This window comes from Bacillus sp. T17B1 (genome assembly GCF_026796395.1).
In the GTDB taxonomy this organism is placed as follows: Bacteria; Bacillota; Bacilli; order Bacillales; family Bacillaceae; genus Bacillus; species Bacillus spizizenii_A.
On record NZ_JALAYA010000010.1, the window covers coordinates 65,715 to 89,717 of the forward strand.

21 protein-coding genes, 2 pseudogenes and 1 riboswitch are annotated in these 24,003 nt (G+C 35.4%); of the genes and pseudogenes, 4 read left to right on the forward strand and 19 right to left on the reverse strand.

What is annotated here, in order from left to right; genetic code table 11:
* Window positions 1–191 precede the first annotated feature (191 nt).
* Window positions 192–653, forward strand: a complete 462-nt coding sequence (locus tag MOF34_RS06780) for a CarD family transcriptional regulator (RefSeq protein WP_268399379.1) — start codon at window positions 192–194, stop codon at window positions 651–653.
* A gap of 692 nt (window positions 654–1,345) precedes the next feature.
* On the opposite strand, the gene cspC is transcribed toward MOF34_RS06780, so the two are convergent.
* Window positions 1,346–1,549 carry a cold shock protein CspC gene (cspC, locus tag MOF34_RS06785; RefSeq protein WP_003225237.1) on the reverse strand — a complete coding sequence of 68 codons (204 nt, stop codon included), beginning with the start codon at window positions 1,547–1,549 and terminating at the stop codon, window positions 1,346–1,348.
* 709 nt (window positions 1,550–2,258) lie between these two features.
* Here cspC and MOF34_RS06790 point away from each other — a divergent pair.
* Both MOF34_RS06790 and MOF34_RS06795 read left to right on the forward strand, forming a co-directional pair.
* Window positions 2,259–3,286 (forward strand): annotated as a pseudogene (locus MOF34_RS06790) (fatty acid desaturase).
* Window positions 3,287–3,810: 524 nt separating this feature from the next.
* Window positions 3,811–4,431 (forward strand): hypothetical protein, encoded by a 621-nt coding sequence (locus MOF34_RS06795; RefSeq protein WP_419901025.1) that lies wholly within the window; start codon window positions 3,811–3,813, stop codon window positions 4,429–4,431.
* A gap of 461 nt (window positions 4,432–4,892) precedes the next feature.
* Here MOF34_RS06795 and MOF34_RS06800 read toward each other — a convergent pair whose 3' ends face one another.
* Window positions 4,893–6,359 (reverse strand): SulP family inorganic anion transporter, encoded by a 1,467-nt coding sequence (locus MOF34_RS06800; protein WP_268399337.1) that lies wholly within the window; start codon window positions 6,357–6,359, stop codon window positions 4,893–4,895.
* Between the two features lie 217 nt (window positions 6,360–6,576).
* Here MOF34_RS06800 and MOF34_RS06805 point away from each other — a divergent pair, with 217 nt between their 5' ends.
* Entirely contained in the window at window positions 6,577–7,134 is a 558-nt protein-coding gene (locus MOF34_RS06805) for a recombinase family protein (RefSeq protein ID WP_268399339.1), read from the forward strand.
* Between the two features lie 243 nt (window positions 7,135–7,377).
* On the opposite strand, the gene MOF34_RS06810 is transcribed toward MOF34_RS06805, so the two are convergent.
* The 17 genes and pseudogenes from MOF34_RS06810 to MOF34_RS06890 all read right to left on the reverse strand — a co-directional run.
* Complete coding sequence (locus MOF34_RS06810) at window positions 7,378–7,725, reverse strand: hypothetical protein (protein WP_268399341.1); 348 nt, start codon at window positions 7,723–7,725, stop codon at window positions 7,378–7,380.
* Window positions 7,726–8,749: 1,024 nt separating this feature from the next.
* Entirely contained in the window at window positions 8,750–9,985 is a 1,236-nt protein-coding gene (locus tag MOF34_RS06815) for a TIGR01459 family HAD-type hydrolase (protein WP_268399343.1), read from the reverse strand.
* A gap of 11 nt (window positions 9,986–9,996) precedes the next feature.
* A complete protein-coding gene (gene thiD / locus MOF34_RS06820; RefSeq protein WP_268399345.1) occupies window positions 9,997–10,815 on the reverse strand; it encodes a bifunctional hydroxymethylpyrimidine kinase/phosphomethylpyrimidine kinase in 819 nt (272 codons plus the stop codon).
* Between the two features lies 1 nt (window position 10,816).
* On the reverse strand, window positions 10,817–11,587 hold the full coding sequence (locus MOF34_RS06825) for a class I SAM-dependent methyltransferase (RefSeq protein WP_268399348.1): 771 nt from the start codon (window positions 11,585–11,587) through the stop codon (window positions 10,817–10,819).
* Entirely contained in the window at window positions 11,587–12,594 is a 1,008-nt protein-coding gene (locus tag MOF34_RS06830) for a thymidylate synthase (protein ID WP_268399351.1), read from the reverse strand. Before MOF34_RS06830 ends, MOF34_RS06825 begins: the two co-directional genes overlap by 1 nt.
* Window positions 12,594–13,055 (reverse strand): nucleoside 2-deoxyribosyltransferase, encoded by a 462-nt coding sequence (locus MOF34_RS06835; RefSeq protein ID WP_268399353.1) that lies wholly within the window; start codon window positions 13,053–13,055, stop codon window positions 12,594–12,596. Before MOF34_RS06835 ends, MOF34_RS06830 begins: the two co-directional genes overlap by 1 nt.
* A 77-nt stretch (window positions 13,056–13,132) precedes the next feature.
* Window positions 13,133–13,236: riboswitch (TPP riboswitch) on the reverse strand.
* A 339-nt stretch (window positions 13,237–13,575) separates the two neighbouring features.
* Window positions 13,576–14,259: a hypothetical protein gene (locus MOF34_RS06840; protein ID WP_268399356.1), complete on the reverse strand. Its 684-nt coding sequence runs from the start codon at window positions 14,257–14,259 to the stop codon at window positions 13,576–13,578.
* Window positions 14,260–14,336: 77 nt separating this feature from the next.
* Entirely contained in the window at window positions 14,337–14,456 is a 120-nt protein-coding gene (gene phrI, locus MOF34_RS06845) for a phosphatase RapI inhibitor PhrI (RefSeq protein ID WP_268399358.1), read from the reverse strand.
* Complete coding sequence (gene rapI, locus MOF34_RS06850) at window positions 14,413–15,588, reverse strand: response regulator aspartate phosphatase RapI (RefSeq protein ID WP_268399361.1); 1,176 nt, start codon at window positions 15,586–15,588, stop codon at window positions 14,413–14,415. Before rapI ends, phrI begins: the two co-directional genes overlap by 44 nt.
* A gap of 267 nt (window positions 15,589–15,855) precedes the next feature.
* Complete coding sequence (locus MOF34_RS06855) at window positions 15,856–16,599, reverse strand: hypothetical protein (protein ID WP_268399363.1); 744 nt, start codon at window positions 16,597–16,599, stop codon at window positions 15,856–15,858.
* A gap of 83 nt (window positions 16,600–16,682) precedes the next feature.
* Window positions 16,683–17,060 carry a cystatin-like fold lipoprotein gene (locus MOF34_RS06860; protein WP_213420241.1) on the reverse strand — a complete coding sequence of 126 codons (378 nt, stop codon included), beginning with the start codon at window positions 17,058–17,060 and terminating at the stop codon, window positions 16,683–16,685.
* Window positions 17,061–17,122: 62 nt separating this feature from the next.
* The gene (locus MOF34_RS06865; protein WP_268399368.1) at window positions 17,123–17,629 is read right to left on the reverse strand and encodes a hypothetical protein; all 507 of its coding nucleotides are present in this window, start codon (window positions 17,627–17,629) and stop codon (window positions 17,123–17,125) included.
* Window positions 17,630–17,643: 14 nt separating this feature from the next.
* Window positions 17,644–18,633: a bifunctional lytic transglycosylase/C40 family peptidase gene (locus MOF34_RS06870; protein ID WP_268399369.1), complete on the reverse strand. Its 990-nt coding sequence runs from the start codon at window positions 18,631–18,633 to the stop codon at window positions 17,644–17,646.
* A complete protein-coding gene (locus MOF34_RS06875) occupies window positions 18,630–21,080 on the reverse strand; it encodes a CD3337/EF1877 family mobilome membrane protein (RefSeq protein WP_268399371.1) in 2,451 nt (816 codons plus the stop codon). Before MOF34_RS06875 ends, MOF34_RS06870 begins: the two co-directional genes overlap by 4 nt.
* Before the next feature lie 3 nt (window positions 21,081–21,083).
* On the reverse strand, window positions 21,084–21,410 hold the full coding sequence (locus MOF34_RS06880) for a YddF family protein (protein WP_019716380.1): 327 nt from the start codon (window positions 21,408–21,410) through the stop codon (window positions 21,084–21,086).
* Window positions 21,411–21,427: 17 nt separating this feature from the next.
* Entirely contained in the window at window positions 21,428–23,821 is a 2,394-nt protein-coding gene (conE, locus tag MOF34_RS06885; RefSeq protein ID WP_268399373.1) for a VirB4-like ATPase ConE, read from the reverse strand.
* A pseudogene (locus tag MOF34_RS06890) lies at window positions 23,811–24,003 on the reverse strand (conjugal transfer protein); the annotation flags it as partial. The pseudogene MOF34_RS06890 and the gene conE, both read right to left, overlap by 11 nt.

Here is a 24,003-nt window from a genome sequence, read left to right on the forward strand (position 1 = left end):
TACAGGACATAACGGACCAATTGACCTTTCTTTTATTGGGAATCCGACCCATTTCCTACTGTTTTTGCTCGATCTGATTTTTCATAAAAAACTATTGACAACAAAAAATCGACCATGTTATTATTAAAAGTTTGATATTACACCTCCGTATATGGTAATCTTAAGAAGGTACAAATATGGAGGTGGATGATATGTTTCAAATTGGCGATAACATTGTTTATCCAATGCACGGAGTAGGTATAATTGAAGCCATTGAGGAAAAAGAAATTTTAGGAAAAAAACAACAGTATTATGTCATAAAAATGGCGATTAGTAATATGCAAGTTATGATACCAACGCGTAAAATATTGAGTTCAAGTATACGACCAGTTACTGATATACATGCATTAAAACACATTATACACATTTTTCAGCATGGAGAATCAGATAGGTTACTGCCGTGGAAGCAAAGGTATATAGTAAACACGAACAAAATAAAAACGGGTGAGATACAAGAAGGCGCAGAAGTTGTTCGTGATTTAATGCGTATGAAGAAAGAAAAAGCACTTAATGCAAGCGAAAAAAAAATGTTGGATAATGCATATGAATTTTTGATTAGTGAACTGGAAGTAATTAAAGGAATCACTGAAAATCAAATAAAAAGTTTCTGTTGAGTTTAATGATTTTGTATTCCAAACGATATCCTTATTTTTTTCGAAATATTATGATTAAAAGCAAATCATTTCAAGACGTTCATCTTCTTCAACCTTACTTTTAGAACTTTAACCTCTTTTGTTGTTCCTTCTCATCCATTTTTATTATTTAAATTTCTTCTACGAACATTTGGAGTTTTATCAAAAAACTCGATAAATTAGTCACTTGATTTTATAATCCTGATTCCCACTGGCACGGACAAGGAGCCGTAAGGATGGAAGAGAGGCAGGGCTTTCATTGTATTAGGTATCTCTAAGTGATTAAAAACAATCAATTTCCACTCTATCTTTAAGAATTTCTATATTCACTGCGACAGTGAATAGTAATTGTTTATCTTCTTAACAAAAGAGATACAAGAGTTGGTTACATCTAAATATATAGTCAATAATCAAAACTTGTACTTACATTGACAAGCAGGTTAGTGAAAAAATGTAGTTGTATTTGAAAAGAAAAATAAATAATGATATATTCCGCATATTGTCAATCCAGTATGTTATACTATAAATAAACCTTTGAAGTGTTAAATCTTTTTTCATTACCTTGTATCATCTCCCTACTTGAACATTGAGTAGGGTTTTTTATTGAGTATTATACAGAGGACATAAAAAAACAGGCCCTATTTAAAGAGCCTGTTTTTATAAACGATTGAAGATTAAGAAGCTTTTTGAACGTTAGCAGCTTGAGCTCCACGAGCACCTTGCTCAACGTCAAACGTTACTTTTTGACCTTCGTCTAAAGATTTGAATCCGTCACCTTGGATTGCAGAGAAGTGTACGAATACGTCGTCTCCGTTATCACGTTCGATAAAGCCAAAACCTTTTTCTGCATTAAACCATTTAACTGTACCTTGTTCCATTATTGTTGCCTCCTAGTGCGTTACCACACATTGTTTTACTATCCCTGCCCAAAGTATCATCAAGACGAAAAGTCGATATTCATACTATCCTTTACACCGAACAAAAATAATTCTTCTTTATCATAACACGAAACGGAAATAACTGCAAATTATTTCGTTGTTTTATTTTTGGGATTTTTTATTAGTCTTGTGATTACCAGTAGAGAAAAGGTTTGAAATGAATGACGAGTGTCTTCAAGCCGTTTTTTTGCTTAATCGTCCATCAATAAATGGTTGTTATTTAAAAATAAAATGTTCAAGTGCAAGATATGTTAAAAACAGGGCTGTTTACTGGTCAAGCTTTAATTCTGCATATGTTTCCAAACAGTCACTCATGGTATATCCCCTTTTGCCAAGATGCTCATAATACGATAAAACTTGGACATCAACCAATCAACGTTCACGCGTCTAAATAAACCGATTCCATAGGGGTACAAGGAGAGGGTTTGGCCCGATAAGAAGCCGGGTATAATCTTCATACACCTTAAGTATTCCGGCTTGCACTGCTAATAAAGATGTAATTAAGCTGGAAATCAGCTTCATAATTCCAATAATTTCACAGATGTATGGGAATGATACTTATCATATATGGTGTATGACGCTGGGATTCATGATAATAAGACGTTTTCTATAATTAGCAGAACATCAGGGAAGGGGAAATCTTTAAAAAATGAATGAACAAAACCTTAGGACTTTGAGAAAACTGGTTACACCCTATGAAAAGTCCGATTTACAAAAAAGTATTTGTCAAATCATTAACACATTGGTTCCATTTATCCTGTTATGGTATTTGGCATATAAGAGTTTGTCGATTTCTTATCTCCTTACATTAGCGATTTCTTTCGTTGCGGCAGGTTTTTTAGTAAGAACCTTCATCATCTTTCATGATTGCTGCCACTATTCCTTTTTTAAAAACAGAAAGGCGAACCGAATTCTTGGAACAATAACAGGAATTCTGACTCTGCATCCTTTTGATCATTGGGCACACGACCATTCTGTCCATCATGCGACAAGCAGCAACCTGGATAAACGCGGTACAGGCGATATTTGGGTACTAACCGTTGAGGAATATAAGGAAGCCTCAACAAAGACAAAGATCATGTACCGTTTGTACAGAAATCCATTTGTTATGTTTATTATTGGCCGATTTACGTCTTCGGGATTACCAACCGTTTTAATCGTAAAGGGGCAAAACGCAAAGAACGGATGAATACATATATAACGAACCTGGGGATCGTTGCTTTGGCAGCTCTTTTATGTTGGGCTATTGGCTGGCAAAACTTCCTGCTGGTCCAAGCTCCAATATTTATGATATCAGGATCTCTCGGCATTTGGATGTTTTATATTCAGCACACATTTGAGGATTCTTATTTTGAAGAAGACGAGCATTGGGAATATGTAAAAGCAGCAGTTGAGGGGAGCTCTTTTTACAAGCTTCCAAAAGTCATGCAATGGCTAACAGGCAATATTGGGTTCCATCATGTTCATCATTTAAGCCCGAGAGTCCCAAACTATAAGCTTGAAAAAGTGCATAACAACACTGAACCATTGCAAAACGTTCCGACCATTACACTGGCAACAAGTCTTAGATCTTTAAAGTTCCGCCTATGGGATGAAGAAGGCAAAAAATTTGTGGGTTTTAGCCACTTAAAAAAAGCTTCTAAAAGCCAAGTATCAGCGCGGCTATCATCGGATTAAATAAACTCCCCATAAATCGTAAGGGACAGTGTCTCTTGCTGAATAAAAGCGCAGACTCGCGCAACGGTTGTGCAGAGGTCAGCACTTTTTTCAGCGATTCTTTTTATTTTTATTCGTTCGCCATCGATAACCGTAAACTTCAACAGCAGCACTCTTTATTCACCCATATCCTTTTCAAAAACATGAGTTCATACACTACAAATTTGACAAGAACTTCTCCGTCACTGATCCTGTTTCTTTTTTTCAAGGACTCTAAAGTTAAAAACAGGTTCTAATCATATCCCCTGGCCATGACTCTAATAATATTCTTCAATTAATTATTCTAAAACTCCATCTAATAAGGATATTCTTATTTCATTCATACATTCGCCTACCCTCTTTTTTCAAACTGGCTGAATAAAAACTTTGAATAATTGTTAAATTAATGATTCTTCGCAAATAAAGACAACATTTTCAGTTTGATAATGATATTCTACTTCCATCCTATTAAATAATAGGAAATTAAGTTTGGGAGTGGTGGCATAATGTTTAAAACAAAGCTCAAAAAAACGATAGGGATGGGTATCGTTGCAGCAGCCTGTTTGATGACTACTGTATTACCGGCAAGCGCTGCGCCAGCAAGCGATGCCAAGTCAAATAATTATACGGTTAAATCGTTCCATTACTTAACTGTAGATGGAAAAGATGTGAGTTCTCCAGGCCAAGTGAACAACAAATCCAACAACATAAAAGTGACCATGGTTCTGCCTAAGCAGGATAAAAACGGCGATTTGTTGGCATATGGTTTTACAAGCAATGTAACATTAGAGGCTTTTATCGCAAAAGATAAACAAAAGCTTCAAAATAAATTCCAGCCAACGGCCAGCGGCACTTGCTGCACAGATTTCTATGAGTTTAAAGATAAAGGCGGGCAGTATATTTATTGGAGAGATGGGTTTACAAACTTGCCTTCTACCTGGAATGATAGAATTTCCTCCTTAAGTACAGCTTCACCTTCTGCAAGCTATTCAACGACGCTCTGGGAGCATACTTCAACTCAAGGGTATGGCAGAGGAGTCCTGTTTAGACATTCTGATTGGTATGGTAAAACTGCCAATATGGCTTCAGATTGGGACAACAAGGCTTCGGCAATTGAAATTAAGTAATTTAGTAAAGCACAAAAATCACTATTCCCTTAAGGAGAATAGTGATTTTTTATATTGTCATCACAGATGCCAGTTTGCTTTGCAAATATAATGACTAGTTTAAGCAAATTTTTAATACAGCTGTACATGAAGAAATTTTAAAGGAAAATCCCTACGGCAACGGTAAACAATTATCTACAACAAGAAAAATTAAAGTTTTGAGACCAGAAAAGTTCAAAAAACTTATTAGTTTAACACCTCAAGATCAGTTATTGTATCAACCTTTTATATCATTGCACTATATTCCAAGGGCGGCAAAATCCTTTAAAAAATAGTGAGCCAAAACAATGAATGTTCTGCTACTAATAAAATCATAATCATTGGTATAACATTTAAATAATTTACTCACTGTCATTTCCAATCATATATGTCCACTCTTGAATCAGGTACCGGTTTTGCTATACAGCTGCTGCACCTTCCCCTTAGTGACCCGACGGCTGTGCGTTAGGATGATTGTAAGTAGCAAGCTTTTCAATTAAATGGTGACTTGACTCGTTTAAGCCAACCAATTTAACATCTGCATGATGTTCTATGAATTTCAAGACAACTTTATCCACGGCGGCTACGCCTGAATCATCCCAAATTTGCGCGTCTGAAAAGTTTATAACGACACGCTTTTTCACATCTTCATATGAAAAGGAGTTCACAAACTCCTGCACAGAAGCAAAGAACACTTGACCCTTAATGTCATAAACAACTTCTTGATCTGAAACAGAAGTCATTTTCACTTTCACTCGTGAGATTTTGGAAGCAAAGAAAATCGCACTCAAAATGACTCCCACGATCACGCCAATAGATAGGTTATCTGTAGCTACAACTGTAATCACAGTAACAATCATGACAACTGTATCAGTAAGCGGGACTTTTCTAAGCATTCGGAGTGATGACCAATCGAATGTTCCAATTGAAACCATAATCATAACGCCAACCAGTGCAGGCATAGGAACTTGAACAACCCATTCACCTAAAACGAGTATTAAAAACATGAGGAACACACCAGCTGTAAAGGTTGACAGTCTGCCTCTCCCTCCAGATTTTACGTTGATAACAGATTGACCGATCATCGCACATCCAGCCATACCGCCGAAAAATCCTGCAACGATATTGGCAATGCCTTGTCCTCGACTCTCCCTGTTTTTATTACTTTCTGTGTCTGTCATGTCATCTACAATTGAAGAAGTCAACAACGACTCAAGCAGACCAACGACAGCTAGAGCAATAGAAGACGGGAAGATAATTGACAGCGTCTCAAAGTTCAATGGAACATCCGGAATCAAAAAGCTTGGTAAGGCTTGTTTAATTGTGCCTAAATCTCCAACTGTTTGGACATTAAAGTGACCCCAAATAGAAACGACCGTGAGGAATATAATCGCTATCAAAGGACTTGGCACAGCTTTTGTAATAAACGGAAATAGATAAATAATGACCAATGTTATACCGACAAACACATATGTCATACCGGATATTCCAACAAAATGAGGAACTTGTGCCATGAAAATCAAAATGGACAGCGCATTAACAAAACCTACCATAACCGATCGTGGTACAAATTTCATTAATCGCGCCACTTTCAGAACCCCAAATATGATTTGGATGATACCCGTCAGGATCGTAGCAGCAAACAGATACTGTAATCCATGATCCTTCACCAACGTTCCCATTAACAAAGCCATAGCCCCTGTAGCCGCAGAAATCATAGCAGGTCTGCCGCCTGCAAAAGAAATCACTACAGCAATACAAAATGAAGCATATAATCCTACCATAGGATCAACACCTGCAATAATGGAAAATCCAATGGCTTCAGGTATTAATGCTAAAGCAACGACAATACCAGCTAATAAGTCCCCTTTTATATTTGAGAACCACTCCATATTTAATTTTTTTAACATAAAATACAGTACACCTCTTTATGATTATTTTTGTTGACTTCTAACTCTCATAGAAGTCAGGGCCGTTTGTAACTATTTAAAATGTAACAAATAAGAATTCAAATGTCTATAATTTTTTGTACCAAAATAGATCTTTTTTGGAACTATTGGCGCATTCTGCGCTATCCATCTTATTTTGTTATAATAAAATATACAACATTCATCAGGGGTTGATGATTTGATTTTTGGATATGCACGTCCGTTTAGTCAAGATCAGGAAGTAACAAAGCAGCTAGCTGCACTTAAAGAATTCAACTGTGAAAAGATATATATTGAACAAACAAATTCAGCAAAAAACAGACCAGAATTTGAGTCATTATGTAACAGTTTAAATGTTGGGGATACCGTAGTTATTTATAAGTTGTACAGTATTGCGGACTCTACAAAAGACCTAATTGATATCATTGATTTCTTCAAAACAAAACAAATCAACTTTATCTCAATATTAGATAAGGTGGACACCTCAAAGAAAAATGGTTCCATTTTCTTCGATTTTTTAGAAAGAGTCAGCGAATTTCAATTTGACATTATTAGTGAAAATACAAAGGTTGGAATCCAAGAGGCGAAATTAAAGGGGAAAAATACAGGACGTCCGAGAAAACCTGATGCTAATGTCCGCCGTGCTGTGAAGATGTACCAAAGCAAACAGTATACCATTCAGCAAATCACCAAAGAAACGGGCATCAGTAAAACAACGTTATACCGTTACTTAGATAACTGGAACAATTTTGAGTAAGATATTTTCATTCCATTCTTGAGATGTAACCAGAAGAATTACCTTGTTGAGGCAGACAATTTAATAATTGTCTGTTTTTTCATTTGGCAAAGGTTTAAGAAAATATAACATTCAATGTGGTTCAAGGCCTGAAATTGGTGACAAAACATGAACTCCTAAAGGAGATTTAATAAATCTAAAGCAAAAAAGATATCAAATAGAAAAAGAGAGTGATCAACGATTCATCACTCTTTTTCTTGTTTGTTATAAATAAATCACTAAAAAGCTAACAACAATAACCGCACAAACTTGATAGCCCAGCTCTTTTTTATTGAAAAGATAAAATAGTGATTGGATTCCAGAGCTAATTAAAAACGCATGAAAAAAATACTCAGATGTGAATTGGAATCCCTGGAAAACGAACTGTATAAAAAGGGCTATTCCAGACAGATAAAACCAGCCATGGTCATTAAAGATGTTTTTCATTTCTGATTTGGCTTCATCAGCTGAAGATATAGAAACAGATTCAACCGACAACTCTCTTTTAAGAGTTAAAAAGCCAGCTGCGAGAGCCGATAATCCTAAAATTAGCAGAATCATTGCCTTAAGCATAAAATCCCCCATTCACATTAATTGTAATCTGTTTCATAAACTCTAACAATAGTCTCCTTTATATATGGGGGGCACTGCAGTGAATTCTTATGTATTTATATCATTTAAGAACTTCGACTTTACAACCAATTACATGATTTTGGATATACACTTGTAACAATATTAATACACCAAGGAGAAGATTACAGTAATTAAAGAACATTTAGGACATGTAAAGAAAAACAAGAAATGGCTGGAAAATTAAATTAGTTGGCTTCCTGTAGGTAAGTGGGCAGTTTGTGGGCAGTAAATCATTTAAAAATAAACACAAAAAAATACCAAGGGCGTCAAAACCCTTGGTATCATTGATGCGGCCGAGAGGACTTGAACCTCCACGGGTTATTCACCCACTAGGCCCTCAATAAAGTGAAACTGTGTTTTTTGTTACAAAACCTTTATATATCAGTGTTTATTTATTTTGGTTATGTTGTTCTACAATGATTTATTCATATTGCGGAGTAAAAATGGAGTAGTTTTTTCATCGCCAGAAAATTACCTTCATGTCATTGGTGGCAGGTATGTAAAAACAACAGAAATAAAGAGAGAGAGAGAAAAAGCTTTAAACTCTCAGTATCTTTAATTCTTGTATATTGAATTGATTCTCGTATGGCTTTTAGAGTTTAAAGAATTTTTCGTATGGTACTTTACCAATATCGTTTACGATTTTTTCTTGTATTTGTATTCAAATAGGGGTTGCTTCTTTATTTGTTATTCCTAACGTCCCCAATTCGACATGCCAGTCTTTTTTTCATTTTGCAATTCTTTGTTTTTTCTGATCCTATATTGCAAGTGTGGGGGCTCATTCAATCTCTATGTTTGCATAAAGTTACGTTCATTTTGTGTACAAAATAATCACTGATACTTCATCAAGGCTAAACCTGTAGGGATGAAAAATAAAAAAGATACCAATTTAATCTTTGGCATCTTCTCTATTTGATTCCCTCGTTAGCATATTTCATCTACCAATTGAAAATATAAAGTTAACTTAACGAATAAAAGCAAGTTCTTTCTGTGCTAATGCATCTTCCAACCACCTAGGGTGCATTGGCAATAGATTATCTGGTAACTCATTAATATTAAAATACCTAATTTCTAAAGCCTCCTCTGTGGACTTTTTCAATGTCCCTCCAATCACTTCACATTGAAAACAGTTGGTAATAAAGTGACTGACTCTTCCGTCAGGGTAAATAAATGTCTGTGAGCTTGGATCTGAATAAACTCCAATCATTTTAGAAACTTTAACAGTTAATCCGGTTTCCTCTTTTATTTCTCTTACTATCGCTTGTTCAACTGATTCACCTGGTTCCACATGTCCTGAAGGTATGCCCCATTGACCATTGTCAGCACGCTTCATTAATAAAACCGAACTTGAATCTTTGATTATTATTCCAGCGACTCCAGCTTTAACTTGTTCTGTCCATTGATAATCTGGTTTTTCACGTGCTTCTATCTTAACTTCACTATCGAACAAATACTTCAAATCACGGATCACAACATCTGGATTTCTAAAGTCATGTTCTACAGGAAATAAATTATTTTGACCAGAAACTAAGATTGAAGCTATACCCATTCGGTTCGCTCCAATAATATCTGTCTCAGGTGTATCCCCAATCATGACGCATCTTTCTCTGTCTTCAAAGGACTCAAGGACTTTTTCAAAAATTGAAGAATCCGGTTTTCCAATTATGATGGGCTCTTTATCTACTGCCGTTTTAACAGCCTCAACTATGGCGCCTGTAGCTGGAGCTGGTCCTTTAGCGGTGGGAAATGTTTTATCCCCATTTGTAGCAATAAATGAAGCCCCCCTGCGGATGAGATTTACCGCCTTATGTATATCTTGAAAAGTAATATTGTTATCCCATCCAATAACAACAGCCTCTGCTAGGTCTTCTTCAAGATCAATACCAGCTTTTTGAATCTCGCTTTTAAGTTCATCATTTCCTAATATATATGCTCTCTTTATCCCAACCTTAACAAGGTAATCAGCTGTTGCCCACCCCGAAGTAACCACTTCATCAATACTTGCTGAAAAACCGAGTTTATGAAGCCTTTTAACAATCGTTTCTCTTGTAACACAGGGATCATTCGTTAAAAAACGAATGGATTTCTTTTCTTCACGGAGACGTTTTAAAGAAGAAACAGCTTCTGGTAAAGCTTTGTCTCCTATATAAATAACTCCGTCTAAATCGAATAAAAATACATCATATTCCTTATAGATCATCGTAACACTCCTTAAGTAGTTGTCTCTTGATTAATAATTGAGCGATACGCGAAATGATTTGTAGGCCCTTGTCCCTTCCCAATCCCTATAGGATGTTTAATGGCTGCTGAAATAAATTCTTTTCCAGTTGCTACTGATTCTGGTATACTGTGCTGCTTTGCTAGCTCTGCAGTTATAACGGCAGAAAAAGTACAGCCTGTTCCATGGGTATGTTTTGTATCAAAGCGAGGAGAAACAAATTCCTCGAAGGCCTCGTCAAAGTACATAATATCGCGAGCTTCTCCGTTCAAATGTCCTCCTTTTACGACAGCACTCTTTGCCCCATATACTTCCACAATTTCTTTAGCAGCATCACGCATCTGCTGTATAGTTTTTATTGATTTGCCAATTATTACTTCTGCTTCTGGAATATTTGGTGTAATAATAGTTGTTTGAGGTATTAATAATTTTTTTAAATGATTAACGGCATCCTTATGAAGCAGATGATGCCCGCTTTTAGCAACCATAACCGGGTCCATCACATACGATTGGATATTAGCCGCTTTTAATTTTTCAGCTATCAGTTCAATAATTTCCACACTTGCAAGCATACCGGTTTTTACAGCATCTGGTTTTATGTCTTCAATGACACAGTCTATTTGCTGAGATATATTATTTAGAGATACCTCCTCAAAACTATTCACACCAAGTGTGTTTTGAGCAACAACTGATGTAATAACAGCCATTCCATATACTTGCTGTTCCTGAAAGGTTTTTAGGTCTGCATGAATTCCTGCTCCCCCGGTTGGATCTGTTCCTGCAATCGAAAGTGCTTTATAGATATCCGTCAACTCATGCTCCTCCTAAGGTTGGTTTCACTGCTTCAAAAATGATAAAAGGTGGGTATTCCTTTTCACTTTTCCAATTATTAAATTTAAATTTTTGTTCGATGGCCTTTAACTGCTCTCCGTCAATATTGTTTAACGTTGGTTCCAGTAATGTTACACTTTCAAAACCTACATTAGATAAAAGTTTATAGTACATTGACTTTGGCCAATGAAAGTCATTTAAAATTAAATCTTCTTGTTCAGGAATATGAAGCCACTCATTTCTTTCTTCTCCATAAGAATACTCTTTCCCCGGTATTCCGTTACGAAAGGTTGAAAATTCTATTCCAGTTGAATCAGGGTTCGTATCGAGTATAACAAAAGAAGCACCCGGTTTTAAAACACGAAAAATTTCATCCATAATTCTTTTGATACGTTGATCACTATCTGTATTAATAAAGACGTAACAGGCCATAGCAGCATCAACTGAATGATCTGGTAAGAAAGAAAGATTATCATGTTCAATTAAATGATAGTAAACATTTGGATGTTTTCTTTTTGTCTTTGCTATTTCCAACATCTTACTTGATTCATCTACTGCGATTACATTGCAATCTATTCTGTCAGCTAACCTATATGCTACCTTTCCGGGACCACAGCCAAAATCAAGCACCTTTTTAATATCCGCTTTATCAAATTTACGAAAAACATACTCAAAACCTAATGTTTGTTCTAAAACGTCGTTATAAGCATCGAATTTACCAGCAACACTGTCTTCTTTCCAAGAAGTTTTCATTAAATTTCCTCCTTTTGTTTAGTTGAGAAGTAATTAAACCACTTATTTTTAACAAAGAATTGATAAGTAGGAAGTAAGCCTTGAAATAGAGAATGATCCATATCTCGCTTATAAGCAATATGCTGATATATACTGAAAAGTAAAAGAACCTGTTCCCAATATTCAGGTAATTCTAGAGTTTCAATATCCTGCCTTGACATTGAAATTTGATCTTTTCTAAGTAAAGACTCATATTCTAAAACTGTTTCAATAAAAGGCCAATTATTCCCGGTAGGCATTTTAGGAAATTCAAAAGCCGAGGTATCATTATGAGTTTTAGCTTCCTCAAGTACTGTTTTTGCCCATTTGTTGTCGGACTCGTAGATATGAATGGAACCAACATTATGGAAATATTCTCCGACTTCTAAATGAAGTTCTCTAGCCATTAATTCTTGCATAAATGTAAAAGAGAAAAGATCACTAATCATTCCTCGAAATGCATCATTTGCACGCATTACGGAAGACATGTATAACTTGTTTTCTCTTATGAAAAATTGCAAACCTATTGTACAAGAAACATCAATATTGCCAGAAACGAAGAGTTCCGAGGCATCGAATATTTGAATAAATGCCCTTTTTGAATCAATGTCTTCCTGTGTCAAAAGATTTTTTATTCTATTCCATTGATTTAGTTTTGCGTTTCCAAATTCAAATATTTTAGGTCCATACGCAGTACCTGTTAATGTTTTTTTATTCATTGAATATAAAGGCATTTTTTTATTGTAATAACTAATAAAATCTAAGTTGTTACTCCCCGATAAATACCATAAAACTTCAGCAAAATTAAACACGATATTTGTTTTTCTAGAGGGTAAGTAAGTGACGCGTTCTATTGGATTTTCAAGGGTCAGATGATAGTTCAATTTTTCTTTGCTATTTTGTCCACGCGGTGAATTTAAAAATTCAGGGTAATAATAGATGTCATGTAGGGTTTCCATATATGCTTCATGAAAAGTTTTCTTTCTCATTAAGATTCCACCTTGTATTCCATAAGGATACTTTTAATCTTCTCTAATAAATCATCAGTATCTTTAAAATGAATGTATTCAACATCAGCTACTACGCTTAACCCTTGAATTAAGAATGCGTAATCCCTCTCATTTTCTAGTAATAACACGATCTTTTTTTTCAAGGCAGAAGCCCATCCTATTTCTATATGCGTTCCAGGAGAAGCCGGTGAGCCAGGAAAAGCTACAAAAAGATCGCAAGAGCTTATTTCATCAAAATCAATTTTAGTGCATTGTTGGGGTGTCATGAAATCTTTCCCCCATCCTTCTCGCTTGTGAGCATTATGGACTAACCATCCTTCATTTTCAAAAAAAGAAATTAATGACTCTAACTTCTCCCTTTCATGTAAACTCATCAATCCAGTATTCACATCTACTAAACTTTTAAATGGTCCTGCTAAAAAAACTTTTTTAGTTGTCACTTTAATATCACCCTTTCAAAATAAATAAAGCCACTTTCATATGGAAAGTGGCTTAAATATAGATAAGATAAAAAATCTCTCTAATTTTTTCACTTCCCTACGTTGGTGTTAACCAAATCAGGTTCAAAGGGTCAGAACTCATGTCTCTTCTCAGCTTCTAAAAGCTCCCCTAGTGGATAAAATATATATATTTACTTTTATCCTAAACTATTCCATATCATTAGTCAAACAATGATTGATTAGCGTTGAACCCTACGCACCAACCGGCAAAAGTTACCACTACTTGCATTTGGTGCCCTATCATAAACTTCTAAAGGAGATTTAATAACTCCAACAACAAAAAAGATACCAATATGACTTGGTATCTTCATCTAAATTGAGTCCCTCAACCTAGTAAAAACGTATCATGGGTTACAAAAGCTTTTAATCAAAGCATCTGTTTATTTTATTTACACCTATTTTCATCATTTTTCATGAATTCTGGGCACAAATTGGGCACCTATTAGAGACCGACGGAACTCTACATTTCATCAGGAGATATGTCACTTATTGCCCTGTCGTAATAAAACTCTTCCAAATCTCTTTGATATTGTTCCCATTCTTGCTGTGTATACAGGTATCTCTCCGCATCAACTTCCTTCATTACGTTTCTTTCTGTGATATGTTTTTGGAAAAAGCCTAGTATATGTCTATATAGAAATTTTATCTTCTCAACTAATTCATTAACACTGGGTTCATCTAAAATGATTGAATGATGTGTTATATGATTTCGGTAGTCATTAATAAGTGTTATTGCCGTTTCAACATCTTTTGATATATCTATATCAAGTAAAAACTTAATTCTTTTAATTGCTTCATTTAAATTAATTGTATACAATTGTTTCTTTTTATTATTGCCGTTACCCAACTCAACGTCAAAAACATTTCGCTTGTTATTAAATTCAAATGGGTTTCTCTTACCCTTACTTTCATTCTTTAGCTTTTCTTTTGCTTCCATATATAAATTTATATCAGTAAATATTAATGATTCATTTTGCTTTGACAATATGTATTTCAATAATATTTCTATTCCATGATTAAGAAATATAATTGCATCTTTTAAAAAGTGATAACTGCTTTCCTTATAATACTTCTCAAACTCTTCTATGTTAGTTTTAGCTTTCTTTAATGAATCTATGCCGTTTTCTAATAATGAGTATTCCATTTCACTTTCCTTCTTTTCGTATTTTTATAAAAAAGCTTAATCAAAAAGATTAAGCTTTTTCTTATTATTTTATTAACCTATGCCCCTACCCTATCTGCAGCCACTTTAATTTCAGTATTATGATCACTTTGCAAATAAGTTATTGAAAATATACTACTTAAAATCACTGCTGCCAATAGAATCCGGCTGATTTTCATTAATAATCTCCCCTTTTTTAATTTTTCGTCTTGCTTCAATACTCATACGATAATATTCATTAGAGAGCATTAAATTTCCTTGTTCATGAAAATAATCAGCGACTTCAATCGAAAAATTTTCAACATCAGCAAACATTTTTCTCGAAGTTAGATATGAAAATGCATTCTTTATTAATTGATTCTCACCATCAGAAAAAAATAATCCCTCTAATATTTTGAATTTCGCTGAGTATTCCCTATCATCACTTTTATCGGCAATTAATCGACCTTTCCTAAAGTATGTCAAAGCAACATCATAATTTTGTTGTTTTGCTTCAACGTAGGTTAAAGTGAATAAAGTCTTTGTTAGGAAACTATGTTTTGATTTTTCAAAAATTTCCAAAGCCAAGATTAAATGTTGTGAAGCCTTTTTATATTCTTTCAATTCATCATAACAAATCCCAATATTCATGTGTGACATTGCAATTAAATGCTCAATGTTACTTTCCTTGGCAATTTCCAAAGAGTTTAAAAATTGTTCCAAGGCTCTTTCATATTCCAAAGAATCGATTAGGTTTCCTGCTACAATAAATTGACAACGTACAGTCTGGACAGCATACTCTTCATACTCTCTAAATATTTTGAGTGCACGATTTGCATAATTCATGGAGAAATATGTTTGTTTCATATAATAATATACATAGGACACTTTGAAAAAAAACTCTGCTTTTTCTATTTCATCCTCAACTTCCGACAACTTTGATTCAGCTATTCGATAGGCACTTATCGCCGTAGTTAATTCTTTACGCCTAAACTCGTACATACCTTTAAAAAAGTAAAAATAGTATTCCAACATGCCAGTTAATTGCCCTTGCTCTTCAATTTCTTTTATAGTCTCATAAGCATTATGGAGATCTTCTATTTCCGTAGATTTCATATAACTCAGCATTATCTCGTGTCTAAAATCTAATAGCTGATAATATAACAAAGCATCTTGGTTTTCTTCCATGTTTAGCAATTCTTTCTCTACTTCTTTTTTTATAATCTCTGCTTGCTCAACTTGATCATTTTTTATTGATGTATACCAATCATTTAACTTTTTTGTGACTATATCGTACGGAATTTTATCTTTATCTAAGAAAACACCCCGCAAAAAAAATTCCCCCATCCTTACGTGAATTGTGTGAATATTTACATTAATTGTATTATGTCAGAACACCCTTTATTTTACAAAGACGAATTACAAAAGGGTACATTATATCTACTCCTTTGCGGTTTTTTTGCGGTCATAGCAATTCTTTTGCGACTTGACAGTTACAATGCTATAGAAAAAAAAAAAAAAAAAAAAAAAAAAAGACTCAATGCCTTTCTTTTCAAAGTATTCGACTAAGGGTTATTAATTCTTGTACTTAACTATTTTTTAAGATGGATAAATATAGTCACCTACCGTTAATTCATCTTTCATTATCTTTTTAACTATTTTTAATGCATCGTTTATCTTTTTTTTGTTTTTTACGTGTTTTTCCCATTTTTCATGTCCATATTTTAAATCTGGATACTTTAGCGACATATATTCATCCACACTCATAGAATCTAATATATCAAATATATTTTCAATTTCATCCGTAAGTATTTCACTTAAATATAGTCCACTTTCTGAAAAGAAGGTATGAGCTTGTTTCCTAAATTCAATTGCTTTAGTCAATTTTTTAAATTCATATATTCTTTGAGCTTCTTTTATACCATCTTCATTATTGATATTCCATTCCTGAATTACCATTTCAATCTCTTCCTGATGAAGACCTTCATCCTCAAGAATTTCCTTAAGTAATTTAGTATTAAGATTTGAAGATTGAAATTTGGGATTGCTCCTCCCTCCTAAGGAGGTTGCATCGTTTATTTTTGTAACAGCTTGATAAATCCATTTGTATAGTTCTGGATAAACCTGATGTTTTTTATTAGTAAAGAGAATAAAGTCCTCCATTTTTCTTTGATGATTAAACTCCACAATCTTTAGAGCTTTGTTTAGCTCATGTTGATGGTTTACAATATTCTTATTGAAGTGGTTATCTGTTAATTTTTTTACATAAACTTTTAACATCCATAGAAAAAATGCACCAAGTGCACCATAACTAATTAAAGATTGTATAAAACTCCAATTCATTTTTATCCTCCTCCCATCCTCCCTCTTAATTATAATTGTTTTGACAAAATTTCATAATAGAAAAGGAGGAGTCAACACATGGTTTACTCCTCTAACTTAGTCTCTTCACCTTTTGCTTCTTCATAGTCTGGCGTTTTCTTTGATAAGCCAAGTCGATCATTTTCGCCATTCATTGGCATACCATCCATCTCTTGATACTTATCGCCGACTTTCTCATAATAGGTGTACGACGTCAGTTCACGAAAAGAATCTTTTGGAAGGTAAAATGCAAATTGAATATATTTGCCTTCGTCATAAACTCTAATAAGCGCATTGTCTCGTCTATATATGGGATCACTATCATCTTGTTTTTCTTTATATTGATTGATTACATCATCAATCGCACCATCATATTTATTGCCGCCGCATGCAGTTAAAACAATCATCATTATTAAACTAAGGAAAATTAAAAGGTTTTTCAAAATAAACATTACCTCCTTTTTCAATATTTAGTATAAACAAACAATTTAATCTTTTCCACTTTTTATCCATTTCCCTTAACCTGCACATTATCTACTAACCAACCATCTTTATCTTTTTTCATAGTCGTTTGAACAATCAACACTTGATTCGTAGTAACTGAATTTGCAGTCGTTGAGATTTCAACAATGTTCAAAAACAATTCATGGGATTGATCTAAGGGTTTTGAATAACTTTCTAATGAAAGTAATTCACTTTGTACACTGACTGTGTGCTTTTGATCAGAACGAGAAGGAAATGCATAGTCAAACCCTTTTTCGGTTGTATGCTTCTTAACTGTTTCATACCGTTTATCTATATCATAGTAATTAAAAAACGCTTTAAAAAATGCCTTATTTTCCGAAGCACTGCTTGTTGATTCTATATGGTTCAATTCCTTGATTTTTTCTGTCAGAACTTCATTTTTATCCTTTAACTTTTCAATCTTATACGTTTGCTGTCCATTCGTGAAAAATCCCGTCAGCAATATTAATAACAAACAAGACGAAGCCCATACAATATGTGTTTTCATATTTTCACTCCTAGTTATTTAATTCGTCCAAAAGATACAAGGTGATCTCTCCAGTAACCTGATTTCAGATCAGAATATTCGATTCCACTGTCATTCGAATTAAACATTCTGCCATTGCCTACATAGATGCCGACGTGAGTAATTGCTTTTCCTTCATATGTGCCACCAAAGAATACTAAGTCACCCGCAGTCGCTTCTTTTTCACTTATTTTCTTTGTTGCCCCATGTTGTTCTTGTGCTGTTCTAGGAAGAGTGATTCCAGCTTTCGCAAAAGACCACTGAACAAGGCCCGAACAATCAAATCCAGTTTTCGGGTTTGAACCACCCCAGGCATACGGTTGCCCTTCATATTTCAAAGCTTCTTTCATGACCGTTTCATAGAAATCCATAGAACCATTCACAGGCTTCACATTTTTATCAGAGCCTTTCACATACCTCATGACATGATCAACATAACTTGGGTCACCATAGCTTTTCCAGCCCATTTTAAAAGCTTGCAAACGGCTGAAATCAAGTGCCAATTTCTTTGTGTACTTCCCGCCATTCTTTTTGACATAGTCTATAAATCCAGAACCAAAGTTGTATGCCTGTAAGGTTAAACGAACATCACCGCCAGCCTGTTTAAAAACCTTCTTAAAATGTTTAATGCCTACTTCAATCGAACGTTCTGGGTCAGTTATGGAGTTAGGAGGTAAGCCGATACTTTCGGAACTTTGCATGATATCTAAAGAACGCCCACCACTTTCTTGCATGGTGAGCGCCATAATAATATTCACTTGATCAAAAACACCTTCCTGACGGGCGTACTTCTCAAATACAGCCCTAAATCGTTCGACATCCGGTGCAATACCAACCGTTTCATATTCGCCATCACCGCCGCCTATAAAATCGTCTCCGACTTGATTCTCCCTTGAAATCGTCATAACCACTACGATACATAAAGCAAAAAAGAAGATAAAAGGAGCCGAGAACACCAAAGGAAGAACTACCTTTTTACTCATCATCTTGTTCTTTCATCCCTTCTCAGTCGATCTTCTACTTTTGATGAAGAACGTCTTGCAATTTCATTTAACGATACTTGTTCAAATGTATTTACGTTTTGTTCAGTTCGCTTAATCGTATGTGATGAAGGCTGGTTTTCTTTTAAAACAGTCTTACTTTCAGCAGGTGCATCCGTCTGTTTTTTCTCAGCACGAATACCATCTGAATGAACTTTTGCGGGTTCAGATGGTCTGGTTTTTCGTTCATTATTGACAACAGGTTGATTCTCTACTTTTGTAGGTTGAGAGCTTTCAAAGCCATTCTTTGGTTCAGATTGACTCGTTATGATTTTTTGGTCTGAACGTTTGATGTCTGCTGATCTCTCTTGTGCTACAGGTTCACTCTTGGAAACTGAATCTTCCTTCTGAACTTCAAAATCATGATGTTTTTCAGTTTCAGCATTCTGATTTTGTCCTTCATGGACATATGCCTTTTGGTCTGTACGTTCTGTATCTTTCTCATTCTCTTGTAAGACTGGTGCTCTATTAGAAGTAGTTTCTTCTTCATGTTGTAATAATGCATCGTCAGTTTGTTGCTGATTATCGGGCTGTTTAAGAAGCTGTTCAACATACTCTTTTTGATCTGTTCTAGCTGATTTATCCTTTTTATCTTGCAAGATAGGTGCTCTTTTGGATAACTCTTCATTTCCTTCATTCAAAGCATCTTTCAGCATAGGAGAGTTTATACCGTCTTTTCTCAATCTGTCTAAATGGGATTGCTGTTTATTTTCTTTTGCATTTGCAAAGGCTTCTTTTTGTTTTTGCTTTTCTTGTTCTTTCGATAGAGTTTGAGGATTGCGTTTTAAGCTTCGGCTATTATGACTAGCTATTCCGTTAGCAGTCTCTTTTTGCGGGGTTCTTGACATAGCATGCTCATTGTCATATCCCATAGCAGCCCCACTCGGTGAATTACCGCCACTTCCACTTGAAGCACCATCTACGCTATCAGCTGAACCATCTTTTCTTCCCCTAAAATTCTTTGCAAAATTCATGAATGTGCCTGCCGTTCCTGTACTTAGTGTTCCCCCTACTTTTTTTGCATTTTCCCAAGCAGGCTGAACAACGTTTTGTCTCATATTTTCCAACATATTATTATCAACTGAAACCACTTTTCCAGCAGTCACAAACTTGATAATGGCATCCCTTTTCACAAAACCAATCCAAAGAATTAAAGCGAGTACAGTAACATTCAGTAGATACTTTCCAAAACCATTTGGAGGAATTAACGTATCAACCATAAAACAAATGACATACACAAACAGAACAATGACTCCTAACATCGCTTTAAGTAGGTAAACACTCCCTAAGCGTCCAAGTGTAACAAATCCCGAATAAGCTAATTGGGGAACATACGCTAAGATGAAAGCAAATGGCACAAAGAACACAATCACTAGAGCGATGATTTGAAGCAAGAAGTTAAAAAACGCTAGTGCCAAAAATGGAACACCAATCACAACAGAAGCGACCACAGCAATAAAAGACTCTCCAAGTTGAGCAAAAACATTTCCAGTGGTCATGGACTCATTTTCATATTTGCGAATTTCCGTATCTTTAATATGGTCTTTTTTTGCTTTCTCTCCATCCTCAGAAAGCTTATATGAAAGAAGTTTATCGACCCTCGATAATTTACTTTTCGAATCGCCTTTTTCATTAATTTTTGCTTCACTCGTTTCTCCAAAATTAACGATTAGAAAAGGTTTCATTAAAGCCATGTCAAAGTAAAGGTTACGCATGACCGCAACTGTGCCTTCCATTTCCTTTCCTTTTTCAATCGCAGAACCATCTGCAAAATTCCCTTCATCTTGAACAATGCCAAACAATCCATTTCCCGCAGTTAAAAGCTTTCCTTGTGCTTCTACAGACAAGGCATTCAACGCTTTCATGTAATAACCAGCATTTGACATCCAAAGCCCACCGATCACCATGACACAAATAAATAGAATACTCCGTCGCATTGCTTCTTTTGCGCTACCTCTAACACAGAACAGATAGACGACATAGCCACACGTGAAGATGAATAAGGCTTCACCGAAATTCTTTTTCAGGGTTTTATAAACTGATTTAGAAACGTTTGTAATGGAGTTTGCGAACTCGTCAATCGGTTGCAAGTTATACAAAATATCCATTCCCGCATCAACCACACGGACAATATTTCCCGCAAAAGAAAAAGTGACGTTTGTCAGTCCAACAAACGCCCCCTTGATTAAATCGTCAGATGCTTCATTATTCGCTTGATAACGTGAGATAGGAAACCTTTTCACTTTCAATTCCACACCGCCAGCTTTTTCGACTTTTGGCTGTGTTGTGGTATCACCATCAGCCGAAAATACTGATACAGCTGAAGCAACAGTTAGGAATAGCAACACGATAAACGACATAATCAAAATTCGTTTCTTTTTCATTACAGCCACCTCCTAATCTAACCGAGTTAATAAATAAAATTGGTATCTGGCTTTCTCTAAGTCTCTCTGCGTTAGTAGCACGTTTTCGGGATATCGTTCATACAGAGAGAAACAGATTGCTTTTTGATATTTCATATGCCTAAAAGTCTTTCGGTTTTGTTCAATCTTGATGCCTAATAATTTTTGCAGGAACTGTGCCGTTGATTTATGCCCGATAAAACTTTTGTATCGACCGTCATAATGCTTCAGCCATTGTTTAACTTCGTCCAATGTGATTTTTTCAGCTTTATAAAAGCCTGGACTCGTGACTACAAGAGAGTTTAAGAAAGCTATTTCCATGTACGATTCAACCCCTTTTACAAATATTTTTCTTCCGCATATGCGACAGCTTTTTTCTCGACTGTTTTTAAAGCGCCTTGCCATTCTTCGAATAGGCATTCAATTGAAATTTTAGATGTACGGCCATAGTAATCTTTAAACAGACATTGACCTTGAAACATAGATTCCATCATTTTTTTGTTTTCTTTTGTGACCTCCATGTTCATCCATTTCAGCACTTCTTCACGTTCGTTTGGTTCATCAAAGGCGAAGGCAACGCCAAAGTTTCCGGAATCCTCTTCTTTCAAAGCGTCTTTTGTAGATTGGGAAATGAAATATTCCGCATTGTTGTATGAACGACCAATTCGGCGCATTTGTCTCTCAACTTTTTTCCCTTGTTGTGACGTGGTAAATATCCAAGCTTCATCTATAAATTCAACAGTCTGTTCATCTTGATTCATACCGAATAGTTCGCAGAACTTACCAAGCGCAAACATGACGGCACTAGACTTTAATTGTGATATGGTGTAGTTTTCAAGTCGCTCAGCATGATCTGGCAAATCCATATTTTCAACTTCTAAAATGGTGATTCGTTTTTCAAGTGACAATGCAGGATTGGAGCCATCATGAATACAAAGTTTCAAAATGGAATCTGACACAACCTCATTTAAATAGTCACCAGCTTTTTGTACAGCTTCTTCCGGATGGCCCTGCATCTTCCGAATAATATCAAGCGAACCGACCTGTTCGCCTTTTTGTTTTGCATCAATTACTTCTGATGTAGCACGAAGGAAAGCTGTGTTTACGTCGTCTTTCCCTCTAAAGTCATATACTTGTTCAAAAATGACTTGAACTAGCTCTTTTGCTTTCATAGGAGGGAGAAAGGAGATAGGATCAAGCGCCCCCCAGTTATGCGTGTTTTCATGATCTAACGTGATATAGTTGTACTTCTCTAAATGTGCAATATATAAAGGGAAATTCTCTCGAATGTACTCATCATTCAAGACTCTTTGAATCCACTTTCTCATTTCCTTTTTAGGGTCTATATATAGAGATTTGATGTTCAACATGCTGATATAGTTAAAGATCAATTTCGCCAAATATGACTTGCCGTTTCCCGTATCCCCTGTGATCAGACAGTGAGGAGAACGTGTTTTTGAACCCTTTAACTGCTGATTCGCTAAGAAAGGATGGAATAAGACAAAATCACGGCTGGACATAATGGCACTCTCTAAATCGGTGTGCTCTTGGAAACGATCAACCCAACCGAGAAAGAACCCGATTTTCGAACCAATATCAGAGTTAACAGCAAACAGACTTTCTGCCACACCGTCTTGTGTTGTTTTTTGAATCCAGTTCTTATCGGTTATGTCTAACTTCTCACCAGGAAGCATTTTATAAAAAAGATTAAGTTGATCAGCCACTGGAAGGCGACATGTTATACCAGCACCTTTTAAGTGTCTTTTAACAATCGTTGCTTTTCCCACACATTCTTTTTTCGTCTTCCCATGAACGACAATTACAGATAACCAGTTCATCAAATGCACTTCTTCTTTCTTAATCTCGTCTTGTAAATGTCTTACCATCGTTGCACTTGTGACAGTGGAAACATCGCTTCGATCACCTGTACTTTGTTGTTCTTTTTGTTCTTCTTTTAGTTGCTGTTTTTTGAGGTTGAGGGCAGGTCTTGTGATTGATTTTGATTCCGTTTGAATCTTCATTTGGACTTCGACAGGGAAGGGAAGAGACTGCGCTTCATAAAACAAATCACTTTCAGACATGTTGTGGAGAAATTCGTCAATCACCACAAAAGCCGTATAGCCTTCATCTTGGTCACTATGCAGATGTAAAACCGATGGGTCAGTAGGATCTATGATCGTGTTTGTTATCGAACGAACATCCTTTATTTCACTTTCCTCATTCGTCTGGTGTTTCAATCCACGCACAAAGTGATAACGGTTAATGTATGTCATTTCTGATTCTGCAAGCCGTTCTCCGCGAACAGAAGCCATGATATTGGCTAGTGTTTCTTCGACTTCCTCATATTTTTCAAAAAAAGAGGTGGAAACATTTTGTTCCCACCCGAGCATTTTTACAACAGTATCAGTCGCCGTATTGAATAGAGATAAAATATTATCTTTTAGTTCGACACTAATATTGACAAGACTGTTTTTCAGTTTTACACCTAAAATGAAATCATACTTTGTCAGCCTTCCTAATCGCTGTTCTAACAGCCTTACCGTTTCTTCATTGTAGTAACGAGCCACATCCATTGCATCTACCGCAATATCTGTTTCTAAATCCTTAAATCGTTTTTCCAATTCATACTCACTTGGATACATCATCAAGTGAAAATCCTCATAGGATGTAATTTCTTCAAAAAGATGCTGCCACTTCTTTTTATATGATTCAACTTTTTCTCTATTTTGCATAGGAATCGAATTGCTTTTTATTCGGTAGTACGCCCAAACGTCGCCCGTTCTTGTCAACAGCAAATTCTTGTGTATTGCCTTCATAGGCGTTTTTAGTCTCATTCGAATAATCCACCACCTTCACAAGTTTTCGAAACTCAATTTGTTTTTCATTACTTAAATCAACCTTTCGGTCATTACAA

Excerpts from the sequence above, each read along its gene's own strand:
- MOF34_RS06780 (WP_268399379.1), top strand. The coding sequence starts at position 192 with ATGTTTCAAATTGGCGATAACATTGTTTATCCAATGCACGGAGTAGGT.
- cspC (WP_003225237.1), bottom strand. The coding sequence starts at position 1,549 with ATGGAACAAGGTACAGTTAAATGGTTTAATGCAGAAAAAGGTTTTGGC.
- MOF34_RS06795 (WP_419901025.1), top strand. The coding sequence starts at position 3,811 with ATGTTTAAAACAAAGCTCAAAAAAACGATAGGGATGGGTATCGTTGCA.
- MOF34_RS06800 (WP_268399337.1), bottom strand. The coding sequence starts at position 6,359 with ATGTTAAAAAAATTAAATATGGAGTGGTTCTCAAATATAAAAGGGGAC.
- MOF34_RS06810 (WP_268399341.1), bottom strand. The coding sequence starts at position 7,725 with ATGCTTAAGGCAATGATTCTGCTAATTTTAGGATTATCGGCTCTCGCA.
- MOF34_RS06815 (WP_268399343.1), bottom strand. The coding sequence starts at position 9,985 with ATGATCTATAAGGAATATGATGTATTTTTATTCGATTTAGACGGAGTT.
- MOF34_RS06825 (WP_268399348.1), bottom strand. The coding sequence starts at position 11,587 with ATGAAAACTTCTTGGAAAGAAGACAGTGTTGCTGGTAAATTCGATGCT.
- MOF34_RS06830 (WP_268399351.1), bottom strand. The coding sequence starts at position 12,594 with ATGAGAAAGAAAACTTTTCATGAAGCATATATGGAAACCCTACATGAC.
- MOF34_RS06840 (WP_268399356.1), bottom strand. The coding sequence starts at position 14,259 with ATGGAATACTCATTATTAGAAAACGGCATAGATTCATTAAAGAAAGCT.
- phrI (WP_268399358.1), bottom strand. The coding sequence starts at position 14,456 with ATGAAAATCAGCCGGATTCTATTGGCAGCAGTGATTTTAAGTAGTATA.
- MOF34_RS06855 (WP_268399363.1), bottom strand. The coding sequence starts at position 16,599 with ATGAATTGGAGTTTTATACAATCTTTAATTAGTTATGGTGCACTTGGT.
- MOF34_RS06865 (WP_268399368.1), bottom strand. The coding sequence starts at position 17,629 with ATGAAAACACATATTGTATGGGCTTCGTCTTGTTTGTTATTAATATTG.
- MOF34_RS06870 (WP_268399369.1), bottom strand. The coding sequence starts at position 18,633 with ATGATGAGTAAAAAGGTAGTTCTTCCTTTGGTGTTCTCGGCTCCTTTT.
- MOF34_RS06880 (WP_019716380.1), bottom strand. The coding sequence starts at position 21,410 with ATGGAAATAGCTTTCTTAAACTCTCTTGTAGTCACGAGTCCAGGCTTT.
- conE (WP_268399373.1), bottom strand. The coding sequence starts at position 23,821 with ATGCAAAATAGAGAAAAAGTTGAATCATATAAAAAGAAGTGGCAGCAT.